The organism is Cupriavidus sp. H19C3 (assembly GCF_049393815.1).
Taxonomy (GTDB): Bacteria; Pseudomonadota; Gammaproteobacteria; order Burkholderiales; family Burkholderiaceae; genus Cupriavidus.
Map to the genome: position 1 here is coordinate 39,786 of NZ_CP184987.1, position 17,065 is coordinate 56,850.

The 17,065-nt window shown below is 61.8% G+C and carries 9 protein-coding genes and 1 pseudogene; 2 read left to right on the top strand and 8 right to left on the bottom strand.

Annotation, left to right across the window (positions count from 1 at the left end; genetic code table 11):
* Positions 1-2: 2 nt before the first annotated feature.
* The 4 genes and pseudogenes from DFLDMN_RS31055 to DFLDMN_RS31070 form a co-directional block, all read right to left on the bottom strand.
* Positions 3-8,549 carry a GH36-type glycosyl hydrolase domain-containing protein gene (locus tag DFLDMN_RS31055; protein ID WP_423200770.1) on the bottom strand — a complete coding sequence of 2,849 codons (8,547 nt, stop codon included), beginning with the start codon at positions 8,547-8,549 and terminating at the stop codon, positions 3-5.
* Positions 8,550-8,697: 148 nt separating this feature from the next.
* On the bottom strand, positions 8,698-8,949 hold the full coding sequence (locus DFLDMN_RS31060) for a DUF1488 domain-containing protein (protein WP_423200771.1): 252 nt from the start codon (positions 8,947-8,949) through the stop codon (positions 8,698-8,700).
* A 240-nt stretch (positions 8,950-9,189) separates the two neighbouring features.
* Positions 9,190-9,708 (bottom strand): hypothetical protein, encoded by a 519-nt coding sequence (locus tag DFLDMN_RS31065; RefSeq protein ID WP_423200772.1) that lies wholly within the window; start codon positions 9,706-9,708, stop codon positions 9,190-9,192.
* A 364-nt stretch (positions 9,709-10,072) separates the two neighbouring features.
* Positions 10,073-11,205 (bottom strand): annotated as a pseudogene (locus tag DFLDMN_RS31070) (IS3 family transposase).
* A gap of 387 nt (positions 11,206-11,592) precedes the next feature.
* Between DFLDMN_RS31070 and DFLDMN_RS31075 the strand changes: the two are divergent.
* Positions 11,593-11,913, top strand: a complete 321-nt coding sequence (locus DFLDMN_RS31075) for an H-NS family nucleoid-associated regulatory protein (RefSeq protein WP_423200773.1) — start codon at positions 11,593-11,595, stop codon at positions 11,911-11,913.
* 622 nt (positions 11,914-12,535) lie between these two features.
* Here the strand turns inward: DFLDMN_RS31075 and DFLDMN_RS31080 are convergent.
* Entirely contained in the window at positions 12,536-12,850 is a 315-nt protein-coding gene (locus DFLDMN_RS31080) for a hypothetical protein (RefSeq protein ID WP_423200774.1), read from the bottom strand.
* Positions 12,851-13,389: 539 nt separating this feature from the next.
* On the opposite strand from DFLDMN_RS31080, the gene DFLDMN_RS31085 reads away from it, so the two are divergent.
* Positions 13,390-13,590 carry a hypothetical protein gene (locus DFLDMN_RS31085; RefSeq protein WP_423200775.1) on the top strand — a complete coding sequence of 67 codons (201 nt, stop codon included), beginning with the start codon at positions 13,390-13,392 and terminating at the stop codon, positions 13,588-13,590.
* A gap of 275 nt (positions 13,591-13,865) precedes the next feature.
* Here DFLDMN_RS31085 and DFLDMN_RS31090 read toward each other — a convergent pair whose 3' ends face one another.
* From DFLDMN_RS31090 to istA, 3 genes are all read right to left on the bottom strand, one after another.
* Complete coding sequence (locus tag DFLDMN_RS31090; protein WP_423200776.1) at positions 13,866-14,114, bottom strand: hypothetical protein; 249 nt, start codon at positions 14,112-14,114, stop codon at positions 13,866-13,868.
* A 463-nt stretch (positions 14,115-14,577) separates the two neighbouring features.
* Positions 14,578-15,357 (bottom strand): IS21-like element helper ATPase IstB, encoded by a 780-nt coding sequence (gene istB, locus DFLDMN_RS31095; protein WP_423196338.1) that lies wholly within the window; start codon positions 15,355-15,357, stop codon positions 14,578-14,580.
* Positions 15,354-16,367, bottom strand: coding sequence for an IS21 family transposase (istA, locus tag DFLDMN_RS31100; protein ID WP_423198292.1), 1,014 nt, complete (start codon positions 16,365-16,367; stop codon positions 15,354-15,356). The genes istB and istA overlap by 4 nt, the downstream gene beginning before the upstream one ends.
* Positions 16,368-17,065: the final 698 nt, after the last annotated feature.

A 17,065-nucleotide genomic window follows, 5' to 3' on the forward strand; every position in this document is an offset into this window, starting at 1 on the left:
CATCAAAGCTGGACCACCAGCGCGTGCTCGCCCCCATCCAACGGGGCGCTGGCTAGGCCGTCGGTAAATGGGATGCCGACGCCGTCGAGAAGTGCCTGCGAGACACCATCTGCGCGCTTCCATCGCGCATCCACGCTAATCTGGTAACGGGTCGATGCCACGTTAACGGTGGCCTTGAAGCCAGGCCACGAGGCCGGAATGCAGGGGGCAACGATCAGGCGACCTCCTTCTCTTCGGATGCCGAGGATGCCCTCCAGCCCGGCGCGATACATCCAGCCCGCGGCACCCGTGTACCAGGTCCATCCGCCGCGGCCGATGTGAGGTGGCACAGAGTAGACGTCGGCCGCAACCACATAGGGCTCGACCTTGTAGCGCTCGATTGCAACCGATGTCAGTGCATGGTTGATCGGATTGAGTAGCGAGAGCAGTTCTACGGCCATATCGGCATCTGCGAGCCTGGAGAATGCAAGGACTGCCCACATTGCGGCATGACTATACTGCCCGCCGTTCTCGCGCAGGCCGGGCGGGTAACCTTTGATGTAGCCGGGGTCAAGCGTGCCGTTGTCGAATGGCGGCGTGAGCAGCAGCGCAAGCCCGTCCTCCCGGCGCACCAGGTACTTGTCCAGCGAGGCCATCGCCGCACGGGCACGGACAGGATCCGCTGCGCCAGACAGCACGGCCCAGGACTGCGCAATGGCATCGATCCGGCATTCCTCGCGGTCTTTGGACCCCAGCCAGGTGCCGTCGTCGAAGGTCGCGCGGCGATACCAGGCGCCATCCCACGCGTCTCGCTCCAGCGCCTCGCGCAGCAAGGCGGCGTGCGCACGCCAGCGGCTTGCTCGCCCGGCATCGCGGGTCTGCGCCAGCGGCGCAAACATGACAAGGGTACGTAGCAGGAGCCAGCCCAGCCAGACGCTCTCGCCCTTGCCACCGGCCCCGACAAGGTTCATGCCATCGTTCCAGTCGCCGCCGCCGATCAGCGGCAGCCCGTGCTCGCCGGACAGTGCAATGCAACTGTCGAGACTGCGTGCGCAATGCTCGAACAGCGAAGCCGATTCATCTGAGACCATCGGCTGGAAGAAGGCCTCGGCTTCGGCTGGGTCCAGGAGCTGGCCCTCCAGGAACGGCACCATCTGGTCCAGCACGGTTGTGTCATCGGAGCTGGCAATATAGCTGGCGACCGCAAATGGCAGCCACACGCGGTCATCGGAGATCCGTGTTCGCACGCCTTGTCCAGAATGCGGCAACCACCAGTGCTGGAAGTCGCCTTCGACGAACTGCCGCCCGGCGGCGCGCAGCAGATGCCGCCGCGTGGCGTCGGGACTGGCAATGGCGAGCGCCATGTGGTCCTGTAACTGGTCTCGGAAGCCGTAGGCTCCGCTAGCCTGGTAAAAGGCTGATCGCGCCCAGATGCGGCAGGCGAGCGTTTGATAGAGCAGCCAGCCGTTGAGCATGATGTCCATGGCGCGGTCTGGTGTCGTCACCTGAACCGCGCCAAGTATGGTCCGCCAATGCCGGGTTACCGTCGCGAGCACGAGGTCAAGGTCCGTCTTGCGATAGCGCGCAAGCAGCGCGCTCGCTTCCCCAGCCGAGGCGCATTGTCCGATGAACGAAACGATTTCGACAGTCTCGCCGGCACCGAGCTCGACCTGGCACTGCAAGGCCGTACAGGGGTCCAGGCCCGCGCCGGTAGAACCGGACAGGGTTGCCTCGCCGAGCAGCGCGGCAGGGGCTTCAGGGCCGCCATTCCGGCCCAGGAATTCGGTACGATCGGCAGTCCAGGCGGTCTGCCTGCCGCCAAGATCGGCAAAGGCCACGCGACCCGCAAACGCCGTGCTCCACGAGTTGCGGATCAGGATGGCTCCGGTGGCCTGGTCCTGCGCCGTGGCGATAAACGGCGCCGAGGCGCCCCGGGAGGTGCCAAGCACCCATTCCGTATAGGCTGTCACGCTAAGGCGGCGGGGATTTCCTGAAAGATTGCATATCGTCAAGCGCGATATCTTGATGGGATCGTCCAACGCGACGTATTGCAGCAGCGACAGTGCGACCCCGTCGGCCTCATGCGCGAAGCAACTGTAGCCGTGGCCATGGCGTGCGGTGTAGGTGCCTTGGTCCCGGATCGGCTGCGCGGTGGCGCTCCAGACCTGGAAGCTGTCCTCGTCGCGGACATAGACTGCCTCGCCACAGGGGTCAGCGACAGCGTCATTGGACCAGGGCGTCAGCTGGTTGTCGCGGCTGTTTTCCGCCCAGGTGTAGCCGCTGCCGCTGGCCGAGACGTGGAAGCCGAAGCCTGGATTCGCGATCACATTGATCCATGGAGCAGGGGTCGACCGCTCGGCGTTCTGCACCACGACATATTCCCTGCCGTCCTGATCGAAGCCACCCAGGCCGTTGAAGAACTCGAGCTCGGGATGCGCCGGCACAGGTGGCAGTGACGGTGGCGCGCGCTGGCGGCGCTGGGCCGGAACGGCAAGCGGGGCCGCCACGCCGGGCAGGCGGGCGAGCTGGTCTGCGATGGAACCGCGTCGGGCAATCAGCGCGACGCGCGCTACCGACTGAAGCAGGGCGCGGGCTTCAGGAGTCATCATGTCGGCACGCAAGGTATAGACCGATCCACGCACCGCTTCCTCGCCCGTCTGGCTTTGCGAATGGCTGCTGCGAACCGCGGTCTCGATCGCTATCTGCAGATCCTGGATATAGGACGAGGCGCGCTCGTTGACGATGACCAGATCGACCACAAGCCCCTTCATGCGCCAGTATTCGTGGGCGCGCAGCAACTGACGAACCTGGATGATGTCCCCGATTTCGTCGATGCGCAGGAGGACAATCGGTAAGTCGCCGGAAATCGCCATCGGCCATAGTCCCGACTGCGGCCCCCCGCCGCGCAGGATCGTGTCGGGCGGGGCCCGGAAGCGGGCATCTGCGTAGAGCAGCGGAGCCGCGAGGCGCTGGAAGTCAGCCGCTTCTGCCGCGTCGACGTCTAGGTGGCGGAGCTCGACCTGGGCCTGCGTCCAGGCCAACATCTTGGCCCGGTCGAACGCGTGGCGGTCCTGATGCTTGTCGATCAGGGCCAGCAGATCGGCATGCGACGACGCAATGACGGTCCAGAAGGTTACCCGCGCGCTGCCTCCGGACGCAATCTGCACGCGCTGCCTGAGCGAGAAGATCGGGTCGAGCACTGTGCCGACCGTATTTGAGAGCGGCAGTCCTGCTGTGACGACCGCGCACGCGGCGGGCGTACGGCCGTCCTTGAGAAAGCGCGTCCGGTCGGACTCATACTGCGGTTCGGCGACAAGGTCGCCTTCCACAACGCTGAAGTGGGCCGCCCACACCTGTGGCTCCGCGGGCGAACGTAGGCGGCGTGTCGCGGTAAGCGCGCCCGACTCCGGCAGGTGCCCGGTCTGGATGAACATTCTGGAGAAGGCGGGATGCGCGTCATAGGACGCGCGCGTGGCAAGCGCTACCTCAGCGTAGGAGGTCACCTCGATCTCACGTGGTCGGCGCCCATTGTTGACCAGCGATACGCGGCGAACCTCGCCGTCGTCCTCGCCGGAAACCAGGACTTCCAGGATGGTTGTCAGGCTGCCGTGGTGCCGGATGAACTCGGCGCAATCCTCGGCGAACGCCACTTCGCCGCCGCGTTCGTCATCGATCGCCGTTTGCGCGCTAGCAGACCAGGTGATGCCGCTTTGCGTATCGCGCAGGAAGATGAAGGAACCCGAATCGTCGCGGGTGGCATCTTCCCGCCAGCGTGTCACCGCTAGGTCCCGCCAGCGGCTGTAGCCCATTCCCGTGGTGGTCAGCATCACGGTGTAGCGTCCGTTGGACAGCAGATGGGTGACTGGCTTGCCAGTTATCGGCGCCGTGAACCGCCGCACTGCGGCGTCCTGCGGCTGCACTGCGGCAGCCGAGACCTTCACTTCCTCGGCGCGTGGAGGCGCCAAGGCGACGTTACGCGGCATGCGTTCCTGAAGCAGTAGTTCGCAGGCCTGGATCATCGGCTCGCGATGGAAGCGCTCGCGCATGCGGCCACCTTGCAGTGCATTTGCGATGGCAACGATGGTCATGCCTTGGTGGTGCGCCATGAAGCTGCGCACAATGGCGACCGTCTCGCCGCCGGCCAAACGCGTGCGCGTGTAATCCAGCGCCTCGTAGAATCCGTAGCGTCCAAGGGCGCCGAGTTCGGCCAGGCGACGGTAGTTGTCGCAGGCAGCCTTCGGATCGACCATGGCCGCCAGTCCCGTGGCATAAGGGGCGATTACCGCGTTCTCGGACAAACCACGCTTGAGCCCAAGGCCGGGCACGCCGAAGTTCGAGTACTGGTAGGTGAATGCCTTGTCGCGGGCGTTGTAGGCCGATTCGGATACGCCCCAGGGAATCCCCAGCGACTGCCCGTAGCCCTGCTGGCGCGCCACCACCATGCGCGCTGTCTGTTCAAGCAGGCTGCCCGCGGGGGCTCGCATTACCAGCGATGGCATCAGGTACTCGAACATCGAGCCTGACCACGAGATCAGTGCCGAGCCCTTGCCTAGCGGCGTTGCAATGCGCCCCAGCCGGAACCAGTGCGGGGTCGACACGTCCCCCTTGGCAATGGCGAACAAGCTGGCGAGTCGCGCTTCAGAGGCGAGCAGGTCGTAGCAGCTGGCATCGGGCCGGTTGTCGGCAAGCGAATAGCCGATCGACAACAGCTGGCGCGCCGGATCGAGCATGAAAGCAAAGTCCATGGCCAGCGCAAATTCGCGTGCAGTATGGGCGAGTGCCGTTAGCCTGGGGGTGAGCGCCCGCGGTGCGTCGGCCTGCAGCAACTGGTCGCGCTCATGCTCGGCCACGGCGTGCCGCAACGCCCCGGCCCAGAAGACTAGGTCGGCAAAGCTGTCATCGTCAGCGTGAGGCTGGATGTCATGCATCAACCTAACGGTCTTCTCCCCGAGGCGCTTGAGCGCCGGTGACCGGATCTCGGTGGAGAGCGTGCCGTTCAGCGCGGTGTCAATCTCGGTCAAAAGTGCGCTAAGCTGTCGTCCAGGTCCGCTGTGTGCAAAGGGCAGCGCCGCCAGCGCCTCGCTCGCAAGCCGCGCGGTGTCCGCAAGGCCATCGCGAGTACCAGTCGCGTCAGCGTCTATCCATTCCTCGCAAGCGTTGGCGACCGCGATTAGGTGTGCGGCTAAGTTGCCGCTGTCGACCGACGAAATATAAGCAGGATGCAGTGGTTGCAGGCTCAGCGTTTCGTACCAGTTGTGGAAGTGGCCCCGGTAACGCGGCAGCTTGTGCATCGCGCCGAACGCCGCTTCCATGCGCTCGACCGTTTCGGTGGTCCCGGCCCAGCCGAAGTCGCGTGCGGCGATGGCCGACAACAGGTAGAGCCCGATATTGGTAGGCGAGGTCCGGTGCGCCAACACTGGCCTCGGCGTCTCCTGGAAGTTGTCCGGTGGCAGCATGTTGTCCGCCGGGGTGACGAAGGTCTCGAAGAAGCGCCAGGTGCGGCGCGCGGTGAGGCGCAGCGCCAGCGCCTCGGCCTCCGGCAACGCGAAGCGGCGCGCAACGGTCGGCGCGCGACTCGTCCATAGAGCAAGAGCCGGCGCTATCAGCCATAGCAAGACAAAGGGCAGCACAAGTGGCCATGACGATGGAAACAGTCCCACGCTGGCCGCGGCCATTGACAGCGCGAACATGGTGCCACCGGCCATCAGCCGGTAGAAGCCGGCCAGGTCCAATCGCGGGCGCGTGGCAGACTGCGCGGCGGTGGTCCACTCTAGCAGATGGCGGTGTGTGTAGAACAGCCGTGCCAGCGTCCGGGAGATAGCGTCAACCGTCCGCCAGGCCTGGTCAGGCAAGAAAGCCAGCCCCAGGAGAATCTGCATGGCGGCTAGCCGCAGGTCTGCGAACAATGTGTGTACGTGGTTGCGCAGCCGCATGCCGCTGCGGTGCCGAAGCCCGGACAGGAAGCAAGGCAGCACGGCTGGAATGACCAGGGCAGACAGTGGCAGGACAGTTCCCACTACCGCCAACGGCAAGGGAATGAACCAGCACAGCACGATACTCAGGAGCAGCAGTGGAGCGAGTAGAGAGCGGCGCAGGTTGTCCAGCATCTTCCAGCGGCCGATGGCGGGCACAGCGCGGATGCCCGTGTGGTGCCCGAGGATCCAGCCTAGAAGTTGCCAGTCGCCACGTGTCCAGCGGTGCTGGCGCCTAACCGCCACGTCGTAGCGCGCGGGGAAATCCTCGATCACCTCGACGTCGGAGGCCAGTCCGGCACGCGCGAACACCCCTTCGAACAGGTCATGGCTTAGCAGCGCGTTCTCCGGCACCCGGCCACTGAGCGCGGCTTCAAAGGCATCCACATCATAGATGCCCTTTCCTGTAAACGAGCCCTCGCCAAGGAGATCTTGGTAGATGTCGGAGGCCGCCGCCGCGTACGGATCGATGCCGCCCGGCCCGGAGAAAACGCGCTGGAAGACCGACCCCTCACGGGAGATCGGCAGCGACGGCGTGACACGCGGCTGGAGAATGCCGTAGCCGTCCACAACGCGCCGCCGCTCTGCGTCGAACCGTGGCCGGTTCAGCGGATGGGACATTTTGCCGATCAGCCGCAGCGCGGCGTCGCGCGGCAGCCGCGTATCGGCATCCAGGGTGATGACGTAGCGCACACCGGCCGGCACCTGGGGCGCTTGGCCGTTCACGGCCACATAACTGGTGTCGATGGCTCCGCGCAGCAGGCGGTTCAATTCATGCAGCTTGCCGCGCTTACGCTCCCAGCCCATCCACCGGCCTTGCACAGCATTGAAAATCCGCCGGCGGTGCAGTAGCAGAAAGCGGTCGCCGGTCGGGGCAGGGCCGTGGCGCTGGTTCAGCAGGGCGATAGCCTCGCTGGCGATGGCGAGCAGACGGCAGTCATCAGGTAGCACTTCGTGATCCGCGTCGACGCCATCGGTCAGCAGGGCAAAGGTCAAGTCACCGCTGGCACCAGAGAGGTGGTGGACCTCCAACCGCTCGATCTGCTCGCGCAGCTCGGACTCGCTGCTCAGCAGCGTCGGCACCACCACCAGCGTACGCAGCGAGGCAGGAATACCGGCCTTGAGTTCCAGTCCGGGCAGGATCGTCGCGGTCAGTCGCCCTGCAACCGCGCGATTGACCAGCGTCGCAGCGATCTCGCTGGCCGGTACGATCCAGATCAGGCCCAACAGGGCAAGCCAGCCGGGCGCCAAGCTGGCAGCCGGCAAGATCCATAGCGCAAGGGCTAGCAGGCTGGCCGTGGCGAGCAGGAGTGCTCCGACGTAGCCGCCGATGCCCAGTTGCTTGCTAAAGCGGCTGATCCAGAGGCGGGGTGGGGCGCGAAACCCGACGGCGCGTTCGAACGCGCATCGGCCTAGGCCGATCAGGTGATAGCCCGGATCGGCCTGGCCACTGGCCTCCGTCGTGTCGACCCTATCGTCCACCTCACCAGCTGAGGACGCCGCCATTGGGGTGGCGCTGAGCGCCAGATCGGCAACCCTGAGTTCCGGGCACGAGGCACCGCGCGCGAGTTCCTCGATTGCGTTGCGGTACAGGTTGCGGGTCGGAAAATCCATGTCGGCAAATGCGCTGCCCGCGCGCAGCCGCGTGTCGACCAGGCTGACACTCTCGAACCACTCAGCCCAGTCGATATCGGATATCAGCCGCATGCTCGTGATGATGTTGCGTACCGTCACGTTGGAGGCGCCTTGCCGCTGCTGCGCGTGCAGCACCACCTCATCGATCGAAGTACCCTGCAGCCCGAGGCGCTTCTCAAGCCAGCCCAGTGCCGGCATGGTTCTCGGGTCCTGGTCGCGCAGGCGCCTGGCGAGTTGCGCGGCGAACAACTCAGACAGCGGCGCGGCAGGGCGTGCGGCAATATCCGTTTCGAGTGCGGTACGGGCGCCCCCTGTGGCCAGCAGCCGCATGGCCAGCGCATCCGCATCGGCGCGGGCAGCTCGGCCGGCGGTGATCTGCCCGGTGAGCCTGCGCAGGTTCTCGACCAGGACAATGCGCAGCGTGATCGCAACCGCCCACAACTCGCCGATCGTCAGCGGCTGGACGCGCTGATAGGCGGCTATAAAGCGGCGCAGGATGTCGGGATCGAGGTAGCTGTCGGTGTGAGCGACAAAGGCCCAGGCCACCCCGAAGACGCGCGGATAGCCTGTGAAGGGCCCGTCGGCGAGCTTGGGCAACTGGCGATAGTAGCCGGGTGAAAGGTCGTCCCGGATCTCTCGGATCTGTGCCTCGACGATGTGATAGTTGTCGAGCAGCCATACCGCCGCCGGTGCTACCTCCGCGCCGTCTTCCAACTCGGCAGCGCTGGCCCGATAGGCTGCCAGCAGGACAGCGGCATTGTCCTTGAGCCGGCGGTGTAGGGACAAAACGCGTGGAGGCCGCGTGGTGACCGCCTGCGCCGCAGCGAGGCTTTGCGCGTGCTGCTCCAGCCGTTCGATGCCGAACAACTCCTCCCGCACCGGCGCTGTGCTATCCCAGGGTGACGGCAAGGCAGGCGAGCCAAATGCGCGCAACGGGAAGGTGAGAGCCAGCTTCAGGTTCATGGATGGGACCATTGATCGGACTGGAAAAACGCGTATGCGAATCTACGCGGTCGTGAAGCAGGCGTTTGATCGCTTGTTGCCTGACCTGTTGGCGAATTGAGGTGCAAAGGTTGCGGCAGCTTGCTGCTCTGCCTGCAAGCTGCCGCCATTACGAAATGGTGTATGTAGTGCGCTCGCCAGGCGTATATATTTTTTTTGCCAGCAGCAATATCTGTTCGCGATGGTGGTCGAATGTAGCTAGAAAGGCCGATTCTTCGGAAACCACCTTCTGACTCATGCGCAAAAGGATATTGTCAGTGACCTGGAACGCGACCTCGCGGGCATTGTCGTAGCCCCAGAAGCATACGCAGTGCCGCACCGCATCATAGCTACGGCTGGGATTAGGGAAATTCAGTGCCATGGTGGGCTCCTATGATCCAGTGATGACGCGCGGGGCGCCCCTTGACTACAAGCATCCGCCAACCAGTGAGCCGTTTCCTGATTCGAAGCGGAGGTTTCGACCCACTATGTGTCTGGACAGCGGGGTCACCAACAATGACACGTCTTCGCATGACCGTCCCCTTTCTGAGTTCTTTCGTTCGATCATGTACGCATGAATCGCATCCTTGTGCCCCTCGTCTTCCCAACGAATCAAAGATCCTTACACCCATCTGAAATTCGGTAGGACGTCATTGTGTTCGTCCACGCTGACGCCACCTAGATCATGGACCGTCCGCCTGAGCAAGTCCCGGGACTTCGCATCGCAATTGGCGATCATCAGGATCTGTCCTGGCACCACCGGAAGCTTGCGGGTGGTCAGCTTGAGACGCCGGACCCGTACACCAAGCAATCCGCCAATCCACCAGCCGATCACGCCACCAAGCATCAGGCCGCCGAGCAGAGCAACTGCGCTTGCAGCCGGACCATGGAACGTCCCACGGGTGAGCATCAGGCTCACGACCGCCAGGGCGCCGATGACAAATCCACCGATAGCGGCCTGCTCGCGATACGTGGTCTGGCCAATCTCGATCCGGGGCAAGCCCTCGACCGGTTGATTGTCCCGGTGGGCGAACCACGGTCCATCACCAAGGGCCGGTCCGTCGAACAGGCTGGTGAGTCGAGACAGCGTCAATCTCGCAGTGGCCACATCATTCAACATGAAATAAAGAAGAGTACGCATTGGGCTACCTCACTCGCACGGTCAACCGCTACCACTTGCCTGCCGAAAGATATTCAGAGTGGTGCCGCAGGTCCTGTACCGCCGACACCGAACGAGATACCGAACCATATTGCGGGACACGGCGGCAGAACAGGCATGCCTGGCCCGCATCCGTGAGAAATCCCTCGCCCGATGGGGCAATCTCATGACGCAAAGCTCAGGTACGTTAATGGAGGGATGAGTCGATGTGACTGGCAACCAGACGCAAAAAAAATGCGGGGATGTCGTTGCATCTACCAGTCTAGATGCGGGTACTTGCCAATACCAGAACCCTTACAACACAGAGACTGGAGTTGCCCCTGTACCTCAGGATACGCAGACACCGCTAGGTTGATGAAACCGCAGTCCGTCTGAACTCGCGAGGTGAGCGATATTTCAGGGCTTTGTGCGGGTGGCGCTCATTGTAGTGTTCAAACGCAATGGCCAGGCGAGAGAGTGCCGTTGGCACGTCGGCTTTGTCTATATAGGCGACGTAGTTGTGCTTCATGGTCTTCACGAACGATTCGGCCATGCCATTGCTCTGCGGTGAACGTACCGGCGTGGTCAGCGGCTCCAGGCCCAGTTCGCGAGCGAAGCTGCTCGTGCGGTGGTCGATGTAGGCCGAGCCGTTGTCCGTAAGCCATTCGATGGGCTGCGGGGCATGCGTGGTGCCGAAGCGCTGTTCGACGGCAGCCAGCATGACGTCGCGCACCACGTCCCCGCTATGGCCGCCAGTCGTTGCCGCCCAGCTAATCGCTTCTCGGTCGCAGCAATCCAGTGCGAAGGTCACGCGCAACGGCGTGCCGTCGTCGCACCGGAACTCGAATCCGTCGGAGCACCAGCGGCTATTGCTCGTGTCCACGGCTACGCGGCCGTCGTGCCGCCGAGTGTCTCGGCGCACGCCGGGACGGCGCAGCAACAAATGATGGTCGCGCATGACCCGATACACGCGCTTGTCGTCTAATTGCTGTCAATAGATTTCCTTCTGAATGGGGAGTCAGGCCAGCTGTTTCGTTGCCGTCTTCGTGGTCACCTTCGCGCCACAACATGCCGTTAGATGGTCGCTACAACGTTCCGATGTGATTGCCGCGGTTTTCCCGGAAAGCGCGTCAAGGGATCGTTGCGGCGACGTAATCAGCCTGGATGAACCGGTACCACACTGTTGCGCGGCCCCATCAACAGCCTCCTTCAGGATCTCGACTTCCATCGTCTTCTTCCCAAGCAGGAGCTGCAGTTCCTTGATTTCCTTGATCGCGGCGGCCAGCTCCGATGCCGGGACTACAGTTTCGCCAGCTTGCACCGCTGCCAGACTGCCTTCCTGGTATTGCTTGCGCCAGCCGAACGCCTGATTCGGATTCACGCCATGCCGCCGGGCCACGCCAGACACCGAGGCGCTAGGGGCCAGCGTCTCCTGTACGATAGCGATTTTTCCTGCGCCGTGCGCCGACGACGGCGCTCCGGCTCGGTCAGAATTTCGATGGGTTCCACGTAATGACTAGGCTTGCTGATAGGCAAAAGACTATCCCTTATTTTAAGATAGTCCGTTGATGCGATCATCTTCTGGCACGTTCACGACGCGCAGAAAGCCGCATTGGCCATTACTGGCTATCGTCAAGCTTCATATCTTGATACGTATCAATTTCCTCTCTGGTCGTGCACGAATCAGAGAAGTTGGTATCTGTCAGCTGGGACGTCAAAAATCCGGTTGCAAGGTTCATTATGTAACAGGCTCATCGAGATTAGATTTCTCATAATGCAGAGAAAAAATCAGCAAAACTTAATAAAGCGATGAAAAAAGTATTGCCCATCGCCACATAGATGAGGTATAACTCGTCCTGGTTCAAATAAACCTTAGCAAGGTGAAACATGGCGACTTACCAGCAACTGATTGCGCAAAAGCAGGCTCTCGAGGCCCAGCTCGCGGAAGTACGTGCAAATGAAGTGACAAGCGTTATTGAGAAAATTCGTAGCCTGATGGCTGACTATGGTCTTTCCATTGAGGAGATCCAAGGCAAGCGCCGCCGGGGCCGTCCAGCTAGAAGTACCCCTGGTGGTGCGACTCGAGCGAAGGCGCCACTGCCGCCGAAGTATCGCGACCCCAAGACAGGTAAGACTTGGTCGGGTCGCGGGAAAAAGCCTGCTTGGCTTGGCAAAAGCCCGAATCGCTTCCTCATCGCTGAGGAGTGACATACGATAGTGTTCCGTTGTGGCAGAAAGCCTTCCAGACAAGAGTCTGGCGACGCAATGGGACGGACGCCCCCACCGGTGAGGCATCGATGTGCCAGAGTGGAAGTGTCGCTAGCCACTCAAATCGGAAGGGTCACGCTCGCCTCGCGAGTTCAGATGCATAGTGGAATCATCAACCCTGGTGTGATTCGGTGTCCGGAAGTATGGGGGGAACATCCATGCGTTGACCGGCTAGAATCTCCGAAAGGCACCGAGAGATTGTGACCGCCCCGGTACCTCGTAGATCCGAGAGGGGTGAGTGTCGCTATCCCTTCGCGTCTTCGTAGATATTGAAACGTTGCCGCAACTGATCGATGTAGGGCTTTAGAGCCTTCAGGCATGCGGCTCCAGATTCGCCCTCCATCGTAGAAATGGACCAATTGCATCCGTCTACGTCGGCCAGATGCCAATGAACATCACCAAAGCACGTGCCCGAGCAGACGGCGATGTGGTCTTGCGCCGCGCGGACCATTGCCCGTATTTCTGCCTTGTTCTTTATCGCTCTTTCCATAATCTTTGCTCCCGGGGACGCCACTCGCCACTCGCTATGCGTGACGGCTCCATCTGCGTCTTGTATCCGACATTAGCGCGTCTCGCCTTTCATCCCCTCCGTTTCGATAGCGGCCTTCAAGTCTTCATATGAAGTAATCGGCTCTGCGGCCTCGTCAACGAATGATGCTGCACGCTCCGCTGCTGTAGACGCGCCGAGAAGGGATTCTTCCTGTAGGCTATCCTCGGTCTTCGGAGGTAGCAGCATATCTTCCAGCATTTCGTTGAGTTCTGCTGTGTCCCACGGTTTTCCCAGCCTTGTCTTTTTGTTTTGATAGTGGCGAATTTCCGCGTCCTGTTCCGCGGTGAGTGGCAGCCCGCGGAATGTGTGGGCTTCGGCATCGATCATAATATGCCTCCATTATTGACCGTCTTTCGTTAAGGGAATTTGTATCACCTTGAGCGACACCAGAAATTTAATGTGCTCTGTTTGATCCTATGACTTATTCTGTCCCCACATCGCTACCGAGCACACGTAGCCGAACCGTATTAAATTAGTTTTTGGTGAGGCAGAATTTTTTTGATTTTTTTGTTTTCTTCACGTCACGATTACCTCACAGTTGAATTTTTTCCATGAGGCCTCCTGCTTGCTTGCAGATCCCAGTTTCAGCATACTCGCTTATCAATCTATAAAGGAGATTATTTTTTTAACCCATGAGCGTATGTAACTTAAAGGCGCCACCGTCAGGGACCAGTATCGCGTAGACATCCTGCCAGCTTGGATGCGGCGGGCCTTTTAGTTGGCGCTAAGCGTATACTCGCCTGCCCTGTAATTTGGGTCGGCCCGCTTCCGGCGGAAGCCACGCAATAAGCGTGCCTTGGTGGACTGACATGCCGCGGTCTATCCGGGCACCCAACATGCGGCAGTCACGATCCTGGAGTGGGTGCTTGCGGACGAGCTGCGGCAGGGGAACGCAAAGACTGGCTTCCGGCAAGTCGACGACCGCCGGAGCGGCGGCGCTCATCAATGGCGCGGCTGCTCACGCGGCGGAGATCGACGACAGCTTCAAGGAGGCCATGTATCGCCCGGGGGCATCCACGATTGCCGCTGGCCAAGACGTCGGCGCCACCGGCGAGACCGTGCTGTAGGGCATTGTTGTCGGCTACGAAATCTCGACTCGCATCGGTATTGCGCTCGGACGAGGTCATTACCGGTACTGGTATAAGCTACTTATACGCCATAGCTTAGACCGAAGGTCGTTTTGCCGCTGCCGGCAGGGCCAATCAGCAGGGTGACAAGCCGAGGGTGGCAGGCCGCCTCCGATCAACTGTTCCACGCCATGGACCCCTGTCTCAATGCGCTCGTCGCGCATCCCTTGCTCGCTCGACGGCACGCCAAGAAGCGCCTCGAGCCGGGATACACGTCAATGCCGCCCTGAAATCCTGTACTGGTGCAAGCCCCCAAGCGCGGCGCTGCCTCGGGACTTGGAGATACGCAACTGACGGACCGTACGGATACCCAACAGTTCTTCCTTAGGCCGTTTGACCCCATCGACCATGGTGTGCTCGGGGCTCAGGTCGTCGATAGAGGCGCTGGTCAGGAACTGCACCGTGCAGCCGGTGAAGGCGGCATGACTTTGCAGTTCGGCCACGAACCTGTTGACGCCGAGCACGGACTCTGCCTTGTCTTTCGCGATCAGCAGTCTGTCTAACACCAAGGTCGTGCAATGATGTCGTTCACGCTCACTGCGCAATGCGTTGACCAGTGCGATGAGTCCCTCCTCCCGTAGTACCTCGAACAGGCTGATATAGAACAGTTCCCGCCCGACTGCAGACGGATCGTAGAAGTTGATAGGAGGCGCCTTGCACTAGGCCGCCGCAGAGGATTGTGTCGAGGCCGGGAACGACGCTTTGTGCGGAGGCACTGCGAACTCCCGTTCCACGCCAAATTCGTCTAGCGCACAGAAGCCGTGTGCCTCGATTTCGCCTAGCACGAGGGCCGGCTGAATACCCGACATGGGTGTGTCCGGCGTCAGGTGTCAACGCCGATCTAAATCTGACCCACTTTGGCTGAGATCGCCGAAGTAAATCTGACCCACCCAGGCCACTGGCCGCACCATAGTGCGACCCCGTTTATTAAGTCAGCGGGGCTCTCCTGGTCGTTTGACCCGCCTTGCGCTTGTCCTTGAGACGGAAGCTCTCGCCCATGATCTGAACGATGTGCGCATGATGCAGCAGGCGATCAAGCATGGCAGCGGTCAGGGTCTGATCGTCGGCGAACGCACCTGACCATTGCGTGAATGGCAGATTGCTCGTCAGGACCATCGATCCGCGCTCGTAGCGCTTTGCCACTACGTTGAAGAACAGATTGGCCTCATCACGCCCGAATGGCAGGTAACCGATCTCGTCGATCACCAACAGCTTTGGCCCCAGCACCGCTCGGTTGAAGTACTCTCGTAGCCGGCCCTGAGCCTTGGCTGCTGCCAACTGCATCATCAGATCGGCCGCGGAGATGAACCGTGCCTTGTGTCCCGCCATCACCGCGCGCTGACACAAGGCCAGTGCAATGTGTGTCTTGCCCACGCCACTGGGGCCTAAGAGCACGACGTTCTCCGCACGCTCGACAAACGTCAGATGGCCCAACTCCATAATTTGGGCTTTGGGTGCTCCCGCGGCCTGCGTCCAGTCGAACTGCTCCAGCGTCTTGATGGCGGGCATCGTTGCCAGCCGACTCAGCGTGGTGCGCTTGCGCTCCTCGCGTGCCTGCACTTCGCCGGTGAGCACGGCTTCAAGGAAGTCGGCGAAACTCTTCTCCTGCCGCGCTGCATCCTGCGCCAGCGCTGCCCAGTCACTGGCGAGACGTGCCAACTTGAGCTGGTCGCACAGCGCGACGATACGGTCATGTTGCAAGCTCATCGGGCCAACTCCAGCAATGCGTCGTACACCGCCAACGGGTGCTGCAAGCTCTCCACCGGCACGGCCACGCGCTGACGTTCTGGCGGAACGGCCTTGAGAGCTGGCGCCGCAAGCATGACCGCTCGTTCCTGCTCCAGCATCACGGCGGGCACCGCCTTGGTGGTGGCGTGGATGCGGGCGTTCGCGACTTCGTCGAGCCAGCGGCGGACGTGCACATTGGCCAGGTTCGCATCCAGACGAAGTCCGCTGGCTTCCACCGTTGCCGCCAGTGGTACCACGAAGCTGCCCTTGAGGTAAGCGTTGAAGCGCTCCACCTTGCCCTTGGTCTTGGCGCGATAAGGCCGACACAGCCTCGGCGTGAAGCCGCAGGCTTCGGCCAACTCTAGCAAGTCGCTGTTCCATCGGTGCAGGCCTTCGCCGTATGCATCGCGCTCAATGACCACTGCCTTGGTGTTGTCGAACAACACGTGCTCGGGCACGCCACCGAAGTAGTCGAAGGCTTCGCGCAAGCCTGTGCAGAGCGTGCCAGCATCCTCGCCGGACGCGGCGACGAACTTTACGAAGCTCGCTCGGCTGTAGCCCATCGTGGCAACGAACGCCAGCAGAGCGTCACGGCCACGGCGGACATAGGTGAAGTCGGCCTGCATCTGCTTGCCTGGCGCCGTCTCGAACCGGACCAAGGGTTCGGGCTCGCTCGTCTTGAATGGCGCTACCCATGCCTTGAGCTGGCTGATTCCGCCGGTATATCCGCGCTCGCGAATCTCACGCAGCAGCACGGTTGCCGGAATCCATCGGGGGCGAGCCTGCTCGATCCGCTCCTGCAGGTACCCCTTGTACTCGTCGAGCTTACAGGCACGGGGCTCACGTGGTCCATATCGTTGTGCCCCGTCGTCTCGAAGGTACCGGCGTACCGTGTTGCGAGAGCACTCCAATTGCTTGGCGATCGCTCTGACGCTCTCGCCCCTTCGGGCCAATACTCGTATCTCCACTGCTTGCTCCTGAGTCAGCATTGGCAGCCCTGAAAAAGCTGCCATCCTCGCTCAGGTGGGTCAGTTTTACTTCGGCGCTAGGGGGTCAGTTTTACATCGGCGCTAACAGTCAGGAGCGTGCGGGCTTCGGTGACGGGGCCGCCCAGCCACAAGCGGACGTGCGGAGGGCAATCGATGAGCTCGTGGTCGGCGCGCAGAAAAAGCGCCCGAGTGCCATGGCGGAAGAGGACGATGTGCATGATGCTGGGTGGGCAGCTATGACGACAAACGCCCACGCGATCTCACGTGAGCGGCGAGGCCGCCGACTGGCCTACGACATTTTTTTAAACTAGCATAGGCTCTGCAAAAAGCAAGCCGGGCCGCGTGATGGGGGCGCCTCTGCGGTCTAGCCGGAATGGGCAAATTACGAACGGCAGCACGTGCCGGGCGCGCCAGTCAAAACGTGCGGCCGCCTTTATCGCTTTTGCTGCGGCGCCGGTTCGCTCGGCAGCGGGCGCATGCCAGTCTCAAATAGTGCCAAGTAGCATGTCAACGGCAAGGTGACCGCGCTGTAAGCATGCTGTATCCGCCTCCGCGGAAGACCGGTATGGAGACGAGTGATAGTAGGGCCCACATAAATATGGACTCTCTGCATCCGCTGGCTCTCCAACTGCCACGCTGTATCCCCACCCATGTTGGCCTCGTTGCTGACCATCGACATCATTCAGAAATACCACCAT